The organism is Acetobacter indonesiensis (genome assembly GCF_000963945.1).
In the GTDB taxonomy this organism is placed as follows: domain Bacteria; phylum Pseudomonadota; class Alphaproteobacteria; order Acetobacterales; family Acetobacteraceae; genus Acetobacter; species Acetobacter indonesiensis.
In genome coordinates, this window is record NZ_BAMW01000045.1 from 1 (window position 1) to 14534 (window position 14534).

Consider the following 14534-nt stretch of genomic DNA (forward strand, 5'->3'; position numbering starts at 1 on the left):
CTCAATCAATATTAGAGGATACGGAATCACCAACAGATACTCAAAATCCTTTATCTACTTCTACTGGCTGTCGCTCAGACCATACCGCCGCTTCACACTCTGCCCTAAAAACAGGAGAAAAATATCACAGATCAAACGGGATTATAAGCCTCATAATCCTCCCGTTTAACTGACGACACGCCCTAGTATTGTGATGATTTCGGGTGTGTGAACGTTAAAATTATTTGTTATTTGTTTCCTCATTCCGATTCAACCGCCCTTCTCCCATAAACAGCAGTAGCGGCGCAGCGATGAAGATCGAGGATGACGTTCCCACGACAATCCCAAACAGCATGGTCCAAGCGAAACCAGAGAGGGTACTGCCGCCAAAGAGGGCTAGGGGGAGGGCGGCCAGAAAGACCGTTGATGACGTGCCCAATGTGCGGTTGAGGGTCTCGTTGATGGAGAGGTCGATCAGTTCGCGCAGGGGCATGGTTCGGTATTTGCGCAGGTTTTCACGCACGCGGTCATACACGACCACTTTATCGTTTGTTGAGTAACCCAGAATGGTGAGGATGGCGGCAACCATCACCAGATCGAACTCAAAACCGGTAAGAACCAGAAAGCCCATGGTTTTTGTGAGGTCGAGCACCAGGGTGATCACGGCGCTTAGGGCAAACTCCCACTCGAAACGGAACCAGATATAGCCCAGAATCATCGCAAGGCTGAGGCCAAGGGCCAGCATACCGTTACGGAACAGTTCTGAGGAAACAGAAGCACCGACCGCGTCTGCGCGTAGAACAGTGGTGCCGGGCTGGGCTTCGTCAACAGCGTGGCGCACGCTATCAACAATCTTGTTTGTTTCCTGGCCATCCCCTGCATCCAGTCGGATCAGCACGTCATCAGGGGAGCCGAACGACTGGATCGAAGCGTGTGTAATGTTGTGTGCAGCCAAGGCCGTACGGAGTTTGGCGAAATCGGCCGGGCCGGATGTTTTGGCTTCAACAACAATGCCGCCGCGGAAATCAAGCCCCAGCGTCAAGCCGGGATAGAAGAAAAGCCCGATTGAGGCCAGAGACAGCACGGCAGAGGTGATCAGGCCAGCAAAGCGACCGCGCATGAAGTTGATGTGGGTATCCTTGCGTACAAAACGCAGGAGAGGACGTCCGAACATATGCGCCTCGTCTTAAACTGGCAGGCTGGTTGGGCGTGTAAGCGCATACCAGCGGACCATAAGCAACCGGGAAAGAAGAAGGGTGGTGAACAGCGTTGTGACAATACCGATGGTGATTGTCAGCGCGAAGCCGCGAACCGGCCCTGTGCCAAACACAAACAGCATGACGTGAGCCAGCAAGGCTGTGGCGTTACTATCCACAATTGTGGAGGTGGCGCGTTCAAAACCAGCTTGCATGGCGGCCAGAGGCGTCCGACCGCGGGCAATTTCCTCGCGGATGCGTTCATTGATCAGAATGTTTGCATCGACGGCCATACCCAACGTCAGCAACATGCCGGCCATACCGGGGAGGGTAAGTGTCGCTTCAAAAAGCGACAGAATGGCTATCATCAGCACAAGGTTGGCCAGCAGCGCGACGTTGGCATACCAGCCAAAGCGGCCATAGAACAGCGCCATGAACAGAATGACCATGACAAAGCCAGCGGCCAGACTGAGCATCCCAGCACGAATGGAATCTGCCCCCAATGACGGGCCGATGGTGCGCTGTTCAACAACGCTTAGCGGCGCGGGCAGGGCACCGGCACGGAGCATCAGGGCCAGGTCAGTTGCACGCTGGGCGTCAAAACCGCCTGTGATCTGACCGTTTCCACCCGTGATGGGAGAGCGAATGACAGGCGCTTCAATGACCTTGTTATCAAGGACGATAGCAAAGCGTTTGCCCACATTGGCCTGCGTAACAGTAGAGAACGCATGGGTGCCAAGAGAGTCAAAGGAGAAAGAAACAGCCCATTCACCACTTTGCGAATCAATGGCGGCCCCTGCGTTGGTCAGATCCGTGCCATCGACATCCACATGGTCATAAACCGGCAGTGGTGCACCTTCGGACGGGTTAGACATAGGCAGCAGGCTGACACCCGGTGGGGGGGCTGTCGCATGCATTGGGTTTGAATCCACCAGACGGAATGTCATTTTAGCGGTGGTACCCAGCAGATTCTTAATGCGCTCGGGATCGCTGACGCCAGGGAGTTCAACCACAATGCGGTCATCGCCCTGACGGGTGATTTCCGGATCAACGGCACCTGTGGCGTCAATACGACGGCGGACAATCTCAATTGACTGCGTTACGGCTTCACGCGCCCGGGCCTTGACGGCGTCAGGTGAGAGCGTGAGCGTAATTGTGCCGTTATCCTGCTTTTTAACTGTAAATTCGTTAGCAACCGTGCGGGGTAGTTTTTCAAGTGCCGCCACGTCTGCATCTGCTTCTGACGCGTCACGAGGGGAGAAAGAAACAGTGCCCGCCTCATCATTGGTGACAATGTTGCGATAGCCAAGCTGTGATTTCAACAGGGCATCGCGGGTGCTGTCAGCCAAGGTTTGCAGGCGATCATGCGTCAGGCTTTTCAGGTCGATCTGCATAAGCAGATAGGACCCGCCGCGCAGATCAAGCCCCAGATGGACCTGCCGCCAGGGAAGGGATGGGAAGGGGTTACGTAAGCCGTTGGGCAGGCAGAGCAACAGACCTAACAGGCATACACCCAATACCGAGGCCAACTTGAGGCGGCTGTAATACATTCTCACCTGAAACATACGGTTTTTGTCGCCGGGACCATGCCGCTCCCTTGCGTGTGATGCAACACTCCATGCGTATTTAAGAGAGAGGCACCGGGTATTCCGCTAGAAAAAGTGGCACGGTTGCATCAGTGATCGGGCGCAGAAAGCCGCCAAAAGAGGGCGAAATCCTACGGGTAAGAAAATTTACTACGGATTCGGGACCTAAGGCCCACCGTTCGCAGGAAAACGGACAGAAACTGAACGGAAAGAAATCAGGCTGCTATAAAAATTAGGGTTTGCTGAAAGAAACAAAACGGGAACAATAAACGTGTATTTTGGGTTTGGCTTCAGGGCTGCTACCGCTGTGTGGAATAGAATTGGCACATAGCAAGAAGGGGTGGGTTATGCAGAACAGCTTACGTGTTGGCGTGATTGGAGCCGGACATTTTGGTCGTTACCATACCCTAAAAGTGCGCGATGTGCCGCGCGAGGTGCTGGTTGGTCTTTTTGACCCCGATCCCCGCCGCGCTGCGGATGTTGCGAAGGAAGCCGGTTGTCCGGTGATGGAATCAGTTGAAGACCTTCTTGCGGCCTGTGATGCCGTGGTGATTGCCGCCCCTGCAGAGTTTCATTTTGAATTGGCTGTGCAGGCCTTGCGGGCTGGCAAGCATGTTCTCGTCGAAAAGCCGGTCGCTGCGACGTTGGAGCAGGCAGATTTTTTGGTGACGCTGGCCGAGGAAACGGGGCTTGTCTGTCAGGTGGGACACCTGTTGCGTTATTCAGCTGAGCATGAGGCCATAACGCAGCGGATCAGTCGCCCCCTTTATATAGAAGCGACACGTATTGCGCCCTTTAAGCCAAGAGGCACGGATGTGTCGGTCATTCTCGACCTGATGATTCATGATCTTGATCTGGTGCTGGCAATTGTTGATAGCCCGATTGCACAGGTTGATGCGCTGGGCGCTGCCGTCAGTTCTGCCCATGAAGATATAGCCAACGCACGTGTGCGGTTTGAAAACGGATGTGTGGCGACAATTACAGCCAGCCGTATTTCCTTGAAGACTGAGCGGCGCATGCGTCTGTTTTCTGAGGAAGGGTATCTTTCTGCCGATTTTGGAAAGCGCGAACTGACCATGATTGGTCGGGAGCGTGGCATTCCGTTGCCAGGTACTGGTGGCTTCCGTCGGGAAGCGATCTCTTGGAAAGACCATGATTCTTTGCAGGCCGAGCATGTGGCGTTTGTTGCGGCGTGTCTGGATGGTGCCCCAGTTGTGGTGGATGTACGTGCTGGGCGGCGGGCACTGGCTGCAGCCTTGGCGGTTGCAGAAGGAATTGAAGACTCACGCCGGCGTATGGAGGCTTCGGGCCTGATTGCGGTTGGCCAAAAGGTTTTGGCCGACTGAAATATTTTATGATCGCGGGAAACTGCGAAAAATGTGGATGCAAGCGTTTTTTCGGTTCAGATTGAAAAAAAATCACTAGATATAGGGGCGCTGATAGCGCAGAAACGCGACATATGGTGTCGCCTTTCATGGCGCCCACACCCCTATTCAAAGATGCAGTTTAGCAAGCGGAGCAAGTGACGCCATGAGTCTGGTCGACGTTCAGGAAAATGAAAGCCGCCGTTCTGAGTCACGGGAATCTGTGGTGGCAGACCTGTTCGAACCGGGCAAACTGGAAGATATGGTGCAGTTGCCGGGGCATCATCAGGTGCGGGTTGACCGCACACGCGATGCCTTGCTGACGCCGTTTGGTAAGGCAACGCTTGATAACCGCTATCTGCTACCAGACGAAAGTTATCAGGATCTGTTCGGTCGTGTTGCGTCCTACTACGGGGCGGATGCGGCGCATGCACAGCGTATTTATGACTATATGAGCCAGCATTGGTTTATGCCTGCTACGCCAGTTCTTTCAAACGGTGGCACGACCCGCGGCTTGCCTATTTCCTGCTTTTTGAATGAAGCCAGTGATAGTCTGGACGGCATTGTGGGGCTGTGGAACGAGAACGTCTGGCTGGCCAGCCGTGGCGGCGGGATTGGCTCTTACTGGGGCAACCTGCGCTCTATTGGCGAAAATGTTGGGCGTAACGGTAAAACGTCAGGCGTTATTCCGTTTATCCGCGTGATGGACAGCCTGACGCTGGCGATCAGTCAGGGATCTCTGCGCCGTGGGTCTGCTGCGGTCTATCTGCCTGTCTGGCACCCGGAAATTGAAGAATTCATTGAAATCCGTCGCCCGACAGGTGGTGACCCTAACCGTAAGGCATTGAACCTGCATCATGGGGTGCTGGTGTCAGATGCGTTTATGCGGGCAGTGGAAACGGATGAAGAATGGGGTCTGCTATCCCCCAAAGACGGTACCGTCATCCGTAAGGTGTCTGCGCGCGGGTTGTGGATCCGTATTCTGACGGCGCGTATGGAACAGGGCGAGCCCTACATTGTGTATTCAGACCATGTGAACAACGCACGGCCCGAACACCACAAGCTTGCCGGTTTGGAAGTCAAGACGTCCAATCTGTGTGCTGAAATTACCTTGCCGACCGGGATTGACCAGCATGGCAAACAGCGCACTGCCGTTTGCTGCCTGTCGTCCCTGAATCTGGAAACGTGGGATCAGTGGAAAGATAATCCGCAGTTCATTGAAGACGTGATGCTCTTCCTTGATAACGTCTTGCAGGACTTTATTGACCGCGCCCCCGAGGAAATGGAAAAGGCCGCTTATGCCGCCATGCGCGAGCGTTCGGTTGGTATGGGTGTCATGGGGTTCCATTCCTTCCTTCAGGCCAAAAACCTGCCGTTTGAAAGTGTGATGGCAAAGGTCTGGAATAAAAAGATTTTCCAGCATATTCGCACACAGGCTGATGCGGCTTCGCGTAAACTGGCTGACTTGCGTGGCCCATGCCCGGACGCTGCCGAATATGGCGTGCATGAGCGGTTTTCAAACAAGATGGCTATTGCGCCTACAGCGTCGATTTCCATTATTGCCGGGAACGCCAGCCCAGGCATCGAACCGATTGCGGCAAACGTCTTCCTGCAGAAAACATTGTCTGGTTCCTTCACGGTGCGTAACCGTCATCTGCAGAAGCTTTTGCAGGAAAAGGGAAAAGACACAGATGAAGTCTGGTCTCACATCACGCTGAACAAAGGCAGTGTGCAGGCTTTGGACTTCCTGACGCAGGATGAGAAAGACGTGTTCAAGACCGCGTTTGAGCTTGATCAGCGTTGGATTGTTGAGCATGCGGCTGACCGGCAGCCATTTGTCTGTCAGGCGCAGTCAGTCAATCTGTTCCTGCCAGCCGATGTGCATAAGCGTGATCTGCACCAGATTCACTACATGGCATGGAAGAAGGGGCTGAAGTCTCTGTACTACTGCCGTTCTCTGTCCATTCAGCGCGCAGACACCGTCAGTAACGTGCTGACAGCGGCTGACGTGCAGGCAGCGGAAAATGCCCAGCGTGGCGTGGCTGCGGCCCCAGCCGCTTCTACCAGCACGGACTATGATGAATGTCTTTCCTGCCAGTAAATGGCAGGAATAGTCGTCATTTATTTGTTTTTTAAAGATTATTCCTTTTGTGAAGGGCGCTGTAATGAGCGAAAGTCAGGCAGGAACACCGCAAGCCGGGACCAGCGAACAGGAACAGCATTTTGATTTGCTGACTGCAAACCCTGTTTATAAGCCGTTCCGCTATCCGTGGGCCTATGATGCATGGCTAACGCAGCAGCGCCTGCATTGGCTGCCTGAAGAAGTGCCTCTGGCTGACGATGTCAAAGACTGGCATCGTGTACTGAATGATACGGAACGTCATCTGGTAACCCAGATTTTCCGGTTCTTCACGCAGTCAGACGTTGAAGTGAACAACTGCTACATGAAGCATTACAGCCGGGTGTTCAAACCCACTGAAGTGCTGATGATGCTGTCAGCTTTCTCCAACATCGAAACTATTCATATCGCAGCCTACAGCCATCTGCTTGATACGCTGGGCATGCCCGAGGAAGAGTATTCCGCATTCCTTAAATATAAGGAAATGAAGGATAAATACGATTACATGCAGGCGTTCTCTGTGGACAGCAAGCATGAGATCGCCAAGACTCTGGCCGCGTTTGGAGCATTCACCGAAGGCCTTCAGTTGTTTGCGTCCTTCGCAATTCTGCTGAACTTCCCGCGCTTTAATAAGCTCAAGGGTATGGGGCAGATTGTTTCATGGTCGGTGCGTGATGAAACACTGCACTGTCTGTCCATTATTCGTCTGTTCCGGGTGTTTGTGCATGAAAATCCGGAAATCTGGACGGACAAGCTTCAGAACGAACTGCGTGAAATCTGCGCCACCATTGTGGAGCATGAAGAAGCCTTTATTGATCTGGCATTTGAAATGGGGCCGGTTGAAGGGCTGGATGCGGCGCAGGTTAAAACCTACATCCACTTCATTGCGGATCGTCGCCTGATTCAGCTTGGTTTGGAACCCCTTTACAACACCACCAACAATCCGCTGCCATGGCTGGATGATATGCTGAATGCGGTGGAGCACACCAACTTCTTCGAAAATCGTGCCACCGAATATAGCCGCGCTTCTACAAGCGGCACATGGGAAGAAGCTTTTGAAGCTTCTATTTTCGAATAAGCTGTAAAAACATTACATTATACAGTTTTTCTGTGAAAAAGGCCGTCCCACGTGGCGGCCTTTTTCATAATGAAAACGCCAAACAGCATGCCATAAAATCCACACGACTAAGGCTGGTTTTCGAGGTGTACCAGTTTTTGAACGTTGGGCTGTGTTTTCTGCTGACGGTGGAGCACAAGCGGATTGCCGTCTTTCAGAATGAGGCGGCTTTCTGGGGTAAAGCCTCCGGCATCTTCATGTAACGTCAGGCCGGGCAGGATGCGCGATGGGTTTTTGACGCCGTAGCGGGCTTGAACAAGCATCAGGCGCGCGGCGCGGCCACGCTTTGGCCATAGGGGGCAGAGAGCAATGTCTCCAAATCGGGCAACGGTTAGGGCTGTGCAGGCTGCTGCCAGTTGATCTGCCGGGAGCGCTAAGGTGAGGCTACCTTTGTGTCTAAGCAGTCTGCTGGCTCCTTTTATCCAGCTTTTCAATGTGTCAGGCAAAGCACGCCGTGCCAGATCGCGTCGCGCTGTGGGGGAAGAGCTGCTCTCTGCTTCATGCCAGGGTGGATTCGCAAAACAGTGGTCGAACTGACCAAACGGAACTTCCGGAGGCAGATCGGTCGGAAAGCTGGCGTTTACGAATGTGACTCCGGAATGGCCGTTGGCGTGCATATTTTGCTCTGCCAAGACGAGTGAGGCAGAATCCAGTTCGATGCCCCACAGGTTCAGTTCTGGTATGCGATGTGCCAGACACAACAGGCCAGCGCCTGCACCGCATCCGATTTCAGCCACACGCTGGCCGGGACGGGCAGGGACCGCAGCAGCCATGAGCACAGGTTCAAGGCCGGTTCTGTTGCCTGTCTGGAATTGTGAGTACACAATTTTTCCGGCCATGAGAGTGCCGGAAGAAAGCGGAGGAAAGTGAGACATGACGGGCCTTAACAGAAAGTGTCTGGCTGTCTTGAGGCGGTTGACGCTTGACCGTTTTTCTGGTGCCCCGCATATGGGTTGGACGTCAACTCATCCCATGGCTGGGGGAATAGCGTTTGGATGTTGCAGTCAGTCTGCCAGACTCTGGCAAGGCCACAAGCCAGGATGGATCTAGTGTTTCTGTGAGTAAGCCAGGAGAAGCGGGCTTAAAAGCCCTGGCCGATTATCTCGCGCAGGATATGCGCGCCTGTAATCAGGTTATTATTGACCGTATGCAAAGCCCCGTTGCGCTTATTCCGCAACTGGCTGCGCACCTTGTAGCCGCAGGGGGTAAACGCCTGCGCCCCTTACTGACCCTGGCTTCGGCCCGGATGTGTGGGTACGATAATCAGGACGGCAAGCTGCGGCATGTTGAAATTGCTGCCTGTGTCGAATTTATTCATACCGCCACATTGCTGCATGATGATGTGGTTGATGACAGCCAGCTTCGGCGTGGGCTGGCCAGTGCCAATGCCATTTTTGGAAACAAAGCCTCGGTTCTGGTTGGGGATTTCCTGTTTGCGCGGGCTTTCCAGATTTTGACGGCGGATGCGTCACTGGATGTCATGGCGATTCTGTCTGCTGCCTCGGCCACGTTGGCTGAAGGCGAAGTGATGCAGATGACCACGCAGAATGATCTTTCGACCTCGGTCGATCAGTATTTGCAGGTCATATACGGCAAAACGGCGGCTCTTTTTGCAGCGGCGTGTGAATCTGGTGCCGTTATTGGTGAGACCGTGCCTGAAAAGCGTGAAGCTCTGCGGGTTTACGGGGCCAATCTGGGGATGGCGTTTCAGCTTGTGGATGACGCGCTTGATTACGCGGCAGATCAGGCTGTGCTGGGCAAGGAAGTCGGTGATGACTTCCGCGAAGGCAAGGTGACACTGCCCATTCTGGCAGCCTATGAGGCCGGGAGTGAGGAAGACCGTGTCTTCTGGCGGCGCGTAATTGAAGAGTGTGACCAGACCCCGGAAGATCTGGACGCTGCCTTGGCCCGCATTGCGGAAACCAATGCCATTGCGGCAACGCTGGCTAAGGCTGAAGACTATGCCGCCAAGGCACGTGAAGCCCTTTCCATTTTTGAGGATGGAGAAATCAAGTCTCTGCTGATTGAAACGGCAAGCTATTCAGCCAGCCGCGCAAGCTAAGGATTGGCTTGAAACAGTAAGACAGGACGTGAGAGGTCAGACCCAGAAGGTCTGGCCTCTTTTTTTGTTCAGGCTGAAGGTGATGGGGGGACTGTCTTATCTGCCGCTTTCGGTTTGATATCGCGCAGATTGGGGAGAAAAGCCGTCAGCAGCCCGATAGCAGGCAGGTAAGCGCAGACGTGATAGACAAATTCGATACTGGTATGGTCAGCCAGTTCGCCCAGAACAGCCGCACCTAATCCGCCCATACCGAAAGAAAACCCGAAAAAGAGCCCTGCCACAGTGCCCACCCGTCCGGGCATAAGTTCCTGTGCATACACCACAATGGCGGAGAAGGCGGAGGACAAGATAAGCCCGATAATAATGCTCAACCCAATGGTGGCGTGAAGCCCCGCATAGGGCAGCATCAGGGTAAAAGGCAGCACGCCTAGAATGGAAATCCAGATTACCAGCTTTCGGCCAACTTTATCCCCGACAGGACCACCAATGATTGTGCCTGCGGCCGCTGCGGCCAGAAAAACAAACAGATAGGTCTGGGCAGAACGGACAGGCAGGCCGAAATGATGCATCAGGTAGAAAGTGTAATAGCTGGTGATACTGGCCAGATAGAAATATTTGGAAAAGACCAGTGCAATCAGAATGAACAGGGCCTTCCCCACTTGCGCACGGCTAAGATGCGCATGAATAGCCGCCAGAGACGGAGTTCCTGTCTGTGCCCGGCGCGTCTGTTCATACCAGCGGCCCAGAATAGTCAGCAGCGCAATTCCGCCAAGGGCGACGAGTGCAAACCATGCCAGACTTTCCCGGCCACGCGGCACAACGAAGTAGGCGGCCAGCAGAGGACCCATTGCCGTGCCGAAATTGCCCCCGACCTGAAACAGGGATTGCGCAAGACCGTGTGCTCCGCCTGACGCCATGCGGGCAATGCGCGAGGATTCCGGATGGAAAATGGAAGACCCGATACCAAGTAAAGCCGCCCCACAGACCAGAATGGCATAGGAAGGCGCATAAGCCAGCGTAACCAGCCCAATCAGGGTAAAGGCCATGCCAACGGGCAGGGAGTAAGGGCGAGGCTTTCGATCACTCACCAACCCGACCAGTGGTTGCAGCAGGGACGCCGTGATTTGGTAAGTGAGTGTCAGAAAGCCGATCTGCCCAAAATCGAGCGCGAAATTGCCTTTTAGAATCGGATAGAGGGCAGGCAGCAGAGACTGCATGGTGTCATTGAGGAAATGACAGAAGCTGATAGCCCCCAGAACAGGAAAAACGGTTGATGACGTCCGGCTGGGGCGTCCGGCAACAGACTGGCTCACGAGGCAATCCTTGTTATTGTTTTGTATTTTGGAAAAGCTGAGCGACCGCCAGTGTCGCTAGGACTATGTTTGGAGAAGCCTAGACCCGCAAGTCAGCCCTTGTCACGTCTGGATGTTATGACGAGGCAGTGAGGGCGGCCGCTGAAATGCCGTTGGAGGCGAGGTAGGCAGATTTGATGGTATTGAGATAGGGCTACGGGCAACTCTTTCGGCAAAGTATCATCCGAAAAAATGCGCGTTCAGGCTGTTTGCGGTTCTGTCGCAGTGGCGCTGGGCCAAAGGGTAATTTTCTGGAAACCGAACGCCGGTAGATGCTTTTCGAGTGCTTCAGGTTCTGGCGGCGTGGCGGTGAACCATGCTTGTGGTGTGCTGTGGGGTGCTGGGGCGTCTGACAGAGTATGCAACACGGTCAGGGTATGACGGGCAACGGCTTCGGCCGGGTCCAGCCACGTAATATGACGGGGGGCAACGGCGCGTATTTGCTCCAGCGCAAAGGTATAATGCGTGCAGCCCAGACCGACGGTGTCTAATTGCCCATCTGTGTCCCGCTCAAACAGCCCAGCTATTTCCTGCTTAACAGTTTCAGCGGGCACGGTTTCACCGCGAAAGAGTCGTTCTGCGCATCCAGCAAGGCCGGTAGCGGCATGCGCAATCAGTCTACAGTCTGGGGCGTAGAGGGCCTGAAGCTGATTGAGGTAGGGGCGGCGGATGGTGGCGCGTGTTGCCAGCAGGCCAATGACGTGGGTTTTTGTGATGCGTGCTGCCCAGCGTATGGGGGGCACACAGCCAATAAATGGGATATCAGGCCACGCCGCACGAAGGGTATCAAGAGCAAGGGTGCTGGCCGTGTTACAGGCAATCACCACAACCTGTGGTTGCAAGTGACGAATGGCCTGCGAAACAAGCGTGAGAATACGCTCAACAAGGAACGTATCGTCCTGTTCGCCATAAGGAAAAACGGCGGTATCGGCCAGATAATCGATCGAAAGGGTAGGGTCTAAAGCCCGTAACGCCCGCACAATGCCCAGCCCACCAATTCCGGAATCAAATGCCAGAATACGATGAGGAGCAGAGTGTGCGGGAATCGTCATGGGTGGTAGAAATCAGCCCTGTTTGGCCTTGAATTCAGCGGCTTCTTCAAGGCTGCCAACGCCGCCATGGCGGGCAGACCAGGCACATGGGTCTTCAAGGAAGCGACGTACTTCGGCTGCTGCGGATTCTGAGAAATAAGGGCGAGTGGAGCAAGCTTCCAGCACATCCCACCATGTGCACAGAGAGTGCAGGGCCACGTTCATTTCTGTCAGCGTACGTTGTGCACCGGGGAAAACACCATAGTAGAAGACCACAAAAGCGTGGTTCACAATGGCTCCGGCATCCCGTAGGGCGTTGGCGAAGCGTACTTTTGATGCGCCATCTGTGGTCAGATCTTCAACCAGCAGGGTGCGCATGCCTTCGGGGACGTCTCCTTCAATCTGGGCGTTCCGGCCAAACCCTTTGGGCTTTTTGCGTACATACGCCATGGGCAGCAGCATGCGGTCAGCCATCCAGGCTGCGAAAGGAATCCCAGCTGTTTCGCCCCCCACAACGGCATCCAGGCTTTCGTAGCCGACATGGCGGCCAATTTTTTCAACGCCAAGTTCAACAATTTTCTGACGCGCGCGCGGGAAGAAGATAATGCGGCGGCAGTCAATATAAACCGGAGACTTCCAACCAGACGTCAGCGTGTAGGGTTCTTCAGGGCGGAAGTTGACGGCTTTGATTTCCAGCAGCAGGCGTGCCGTGCTCAGAGCAGCATCGCGGTCCCAGTCGCTGGTCTGGCCAGAATGATGGGCGGCCAGGTTTGCGGGTGACGTCATGAAGCGCTTCCTTGAATTTTGGCAGTTGAAATTTGCTTTGGCATAGCCTCCGGCGGCTTGAAAATCTATGCTTCATCTCAGACTTCCGCGCTGGAATGAAAAAATGATGTTGTCTGTAACGCAGTTGGCCCCCGTCTGGGTGGTTGAGAAAGCATCAGGGCGTGATCTGGGGCCAGCTTATGTGCTGGCTTCCCGGCTTGGCTGCCTGTTCCGGCGCGTGAGCATGGATGACCTGATACTCGATTCGCATCTGGAGGGGCGGCGCGCCCCCGGTCTGATTCTGACATCTGGTGTGCGGGGCGGTTACGCGGCGTTGCGGGCTGGTCGGCGGGCGCAATGCCCTGTGGTGTGGTGCGTGAAGGGGGAGACACGGTCAGCCCCCATGTTGCGGTCTCTGCCGTTTGATCTGGTGGTGGCGTCGTCTTCTGCTGCTGTTGCGCCAAAATTCTGTCCCACACTTGGCCCGCTGACTGCGGTTTCGCCTCATGTGCTGGCGCATGCCGGGCGTGCCTGGCAGGAGCGACTGGAGCACCTGCCGCACCCCCGTATTGCAGTTAATCTGGAAGAAGGGGCATTCCGCACGCCTGAAGAAGCATTGCTGCTAGGCAAAAAACTGGCGCTTATGGTGAACCGATATGGCGGCTCTGTGCTGTTGAGCGTGCGGGAAGATACGCACCCGGAGTTAACGGATGCTTTTATTGTCGGGCTGTCAGCGTCTTTTATTCTGGTCTGGCGCACAGGCGAACCTGATGAGGACCCAACGCTGGGATTTATGGCCTGTGCCGATACCGTTGTGGTGCTGGGTGGGAATGCGGTTGCATTGGTTGAAGCATGTGCCGTTGATGTGCCGGTATTTCTGATGGAGCGAGAACAGGATTTGCGGGGTGCAAGAGGGCGGCTGGTCAGGCGGTTGATAGAAGACCATCATCTGCGCCTGTTAGAGGATGACTTTGTCGCATGGCCGCGTCCGATCCTTGATGAAGCGGGGCGGATTGCCGATGTTATGAAGGCGCGATGGGTCTTGTAAAAATGTCACTGAAAAAACTTGTGATGTGCTGAAAAGGGCTTTCTGGCTTGCGCGGGATTATAAACAGGCGTTTAATCAGGGTCTGTTGAGATTGATTATTAATTGAGGGTGATGCTGTGGCTGTTGAACTAAGTCGGATCGCACGTAAATGCGAGCGAGCTGTCATCACGGCGTATCAGGAACTGCGAGACGTTGGGACAGCAGATGTCACCGCATTTCATGCCTGCACAACCCTTTATCGTATTCATCATCCTGAAGCATCATTGAACGAAGCGCGTCGTCTGGTGTCTGAATGGATTGACCATCATGTTGTGCGCAAATCAGAAGCGCCGACCAAAGGCTGCGACTGCGACTGAAAGCGGTAGCTGGGTTACAGTTTCTGTTCTGGAAATGCAGGGGCCAGATCGGGTAATCCGGTCTGGCTTTTTTGTTTGAACAGGGACCATCATGGTGCAGCAGGATCGTTCATCCCTCACTGGCTTGTGGCACGGCCAGTTTACGTATCCGCGTAGTTTCAGGCCTGAATTTTTTACGGCCTCACTGCTCGACCAATCGGGCGCGCTTTCTGGCTCCATTACAGAAAAAGCAACAGAGACCACAGCGCAGCAAAGCATTTTATTCGCCACACTTAGCGGACGGCATAGCGGCAGTCTTGTCATGTTTGTGAAGCTTTATGAAGGCGGAAACCGCCAACATTCCGTACAGTATGAGGGTACCGTCAATGAAGATGGTACCGAAATAAGCGGAACGTGGTCCATTCCCGGTAACTGGTCTGGCCAGTTTTTAATGATACGGGAAGGTCAGGCAGAGCAGACAGAAGAGTTGCTCTGTGAAGCAGATATCTGAAGAAGCTGTTTTTTAACGATAATTAGAAAAATAGAGGGCGCATCGACGCGCCCTCCGTAAGTGTATGTT

13 protein-coding genes are annotated in these 14534 nt (G+C 54.3%); 7 read left to right on the top strand and 6 right to left on the bottom strand.

Annotated elements, in window-relative coordinates; all coding sequences use genetic code 11:
- Positions 1-220 precede the first annotated feature (220 nt).
- Together secF and secD are read right to left on the bottom strand one after the other, a co-directional pair.
- Positions 221-1153 (bottom strand): protein translocase subunit SecF, encoded by a 933-nt coding sequence (gene secF, locus Abin_RS10260; RefSeq protein ID WP_048846602.1) that lies wholly within the window; start codon positions 1151-1153, stop codon positions 221-223.
- 12 nt (positions 1154-1165) lie between these two features.
- Complete coding sequence (gene secD, locus Abin_RS10265) at positions 1166-2731, bottom strand: protein translocase subunit SecD (RefSeq protein WP_174766824.1); 1566 nt, start codon at positions 2729-2731, stop codon at positions 1166-1168.
- A 377-nt stretch (positions 2732-3108) separates the two neighbouring features.
- Here secD and Abin_RS10270 point away from each other — a divergent pair, with 377 nt between their 5' ends.
- From Abin_RS10270 to Abin_RS10280, 3 genes are all read left to right on the top strand, one after another.
- Complete coding sequence (locus Abin_RS10270) at positions 3109-4107, top strand: Gfo/Idh/MocA family protein (protein ID WP_048846606.1); 999 nt, start codon at positions 3109-3111, stop codon at positions 4105-4107.
- Between the two features lie 184 nt (positions 4108-4291).
- Positions 4292-6226, top strand: a complete 1935-nt coding sequence (locus tag Abin_RS10275) for a ribonucleoside-diphosphate reductase subunit alpha (RefSeq protein ID WP_048846608.1) — start codon at positions 4292-4294, stop codon at positions 6224-6226.
- A 64-nt stretch (positions 6227-6290) separates the two neighbouring features.
- Positions 6291-7322, top strand: a complete 1032-nt coding sequence (locus Abin_RS10280) for a ribonucleotide-diphosphate reductase subunit beta (protein ID WP_048846610.1) — start codon at positions 6291-6293, stop codon at positions 7320-7322.
- A gap of 107 nt (positions 7323-7429) precedes the next feature.
- Here Abin_RS10280 and Abin_RS10285 read toward each other — a convergent pair whose 3' ends face one another.
- Positions 7430-8236, bottom strand: a complete 807-nt coding sequence (locus Abin_RS10285) for a tRNA1(Val) (adenine(37)-N6)-methyltransferase (RefSeq protein ID WP_048846612.1) — start codon at positions 8234-8236, stop codon at positions 7430-7432.
- Positions 8237-8352: 116 nt separating this feature from the next.
- Between Abin_RS10285 and Abin_RS10290 the strand changes: the two genes are divergently transcribed.
- Complete coding sequence (locus Abin_RS10290; protein ID WP_048846614.1) at positions 8353-9423, top strand: polyprenyl synthetase family protein; 1071 nt, start codon at positions 8353-8355, stop codon at positions 9421-9423.
- A 68-nt stretch (positions 9424-9491) separates the two neighbouring features.
- Here Abin_RS10290 and Abin_RS10295 read toward each other — a convergent pair whose 3' ends face one another.
- The 3 genes from Abin_RS10295 to Abin_RS10305 form a co-directional block, all read right to left on the bottom strand.
- On the bottom strand, positions 9492-10736 hold the full coding sequence (locus Abin_RS10295; RefSeq protein WP_052948211.1) for an MFS transporter: 1245 nt from the start codon (positions 10734-10736) through the stop codon (positions 9492-9494).
- Between the two features lie 239 nt (positions 10737-10975).
- A complete protein-coding gene (gene murI, locus Abin_RS10300) occupies positions 10976-11827 on the bottom strand; it encodes a glutamate racemase (RefSeq protein WP_048846618.1) in 852 nt (283 codons plus the stop codon).
- A gap of 12 nt (positions 11828-11839) precedes the next feature.
- Positions 11840-12592: an orotate phosphoribosyltransferase gene (locus Abin_RS10305; RefSeq protein WP_048846620.1), complete on the bottom strand. Its 753-nt coding sequence runs from the start codon at positions 12590-12592 to the stop codon at positions 11840-11842.
- A gap of 103 nt (positions 12593-12695) precedes the next feature.
- On the opposite strand from Abin_RS10305, the gene Abin_RS10310 reads away from it, so the two are divergent.
- The 3 genes from Abin_RS10310 (at position 12696) to Abin_RS10320 (ending at position 14465) form a co-directional block, all read left to right on the top strand.
- Entirely contained in the window at positions 12696-13619 is a 924-nt protein-coding gene (locus Abin_RS10310; RefSeq protein WP_158319914.1) for an ELM1/GtrOC1 family putative glycosyltransferase, read from the top strand.
- A gap of 116 nt (positions 13620-13735) precedes the next feature.
- A complete protein-coding gene (locus Abin_RS10315) occupies positions 13736-13975 on the top strand; it encodes a hypothetical protein (RefSeq protein ID WP_048846624.1) in 240 nt (79 codons plus the stop codon).
- Positions 13976-14066: 91 nt separating this feature from the next.
- Positions 14067-14465, top strand: coding sequence for a hypothetical protein (locus tag Abin_RS10320; protein WP_048846626.1), 399 nt, complete (start codon positions 14067-14069; stop codon positions 14463-14465).
- Positions 14466-14534: the final 69 nt, after the last annotated feature.

Coding starts and splice junctions, on each gene's coding strand:
- Abin_RS10285 (WP_048846612.1), bottom strand. CDS start 8,236: ATGTCTCACTTTCCTCCGCTTTCTTCCGGCACTCTCATGGCCGGAAAA.
- murI (WP_048846618.1), bottom strand. CDS start 11,827: ATGACGATTCCCGCACACTCTGCTCCTCATCGTATTCTGGCATTTGAT.
- Abin_RS10305 (WP_048846620.1), bottom strand. CDS start 12,592: ATGACGTCACCCGCAAACCTGGCCGCCCATCATTCTGGCCAGACCAGC.
- Abin_RS10320 (WP_048846626.1), top strand. CDS start 14,067: ATGGTGCAGCAGGATCGTTCATCCCTCACTGGCTTGTGGCACGGCCAG.
- Abin_RS10275 (WP_048846608.1), top strand. CDS start 4,292: ATGAGTCTGGTCGACGTTCAGGAAAATGAAAGCCGCCGTTCTGAGTCA.
- secF (WP_048846602.1), bottom strand. CDS start 1,153: ATGTTCGGACGTCCTCTCCTGCGTTTTGTACGCAAGGATACCCACATC.
- Abin_RS10280 (WP_048846610.1), top strand. CDS start 6,291: ATGAGCGAAAGTCAGGCAGGAACACCGCAAGCCGGGACCAGCGAACAG.
- Abin_RS10310 (WP_158319914.1), top strand. CDS start 12,696: ATGATGTTGTCTGTAACGCAGTTGGCCCCCGTCTGGGTGGTTGAGAAA.
- Abin_RS10270 (WP_048846606.1), top strand. CDS start 3,109: ATGCAGAACAGCTTACGTGTTGGCGTGATTGGAGCCGGACATTTTGGT.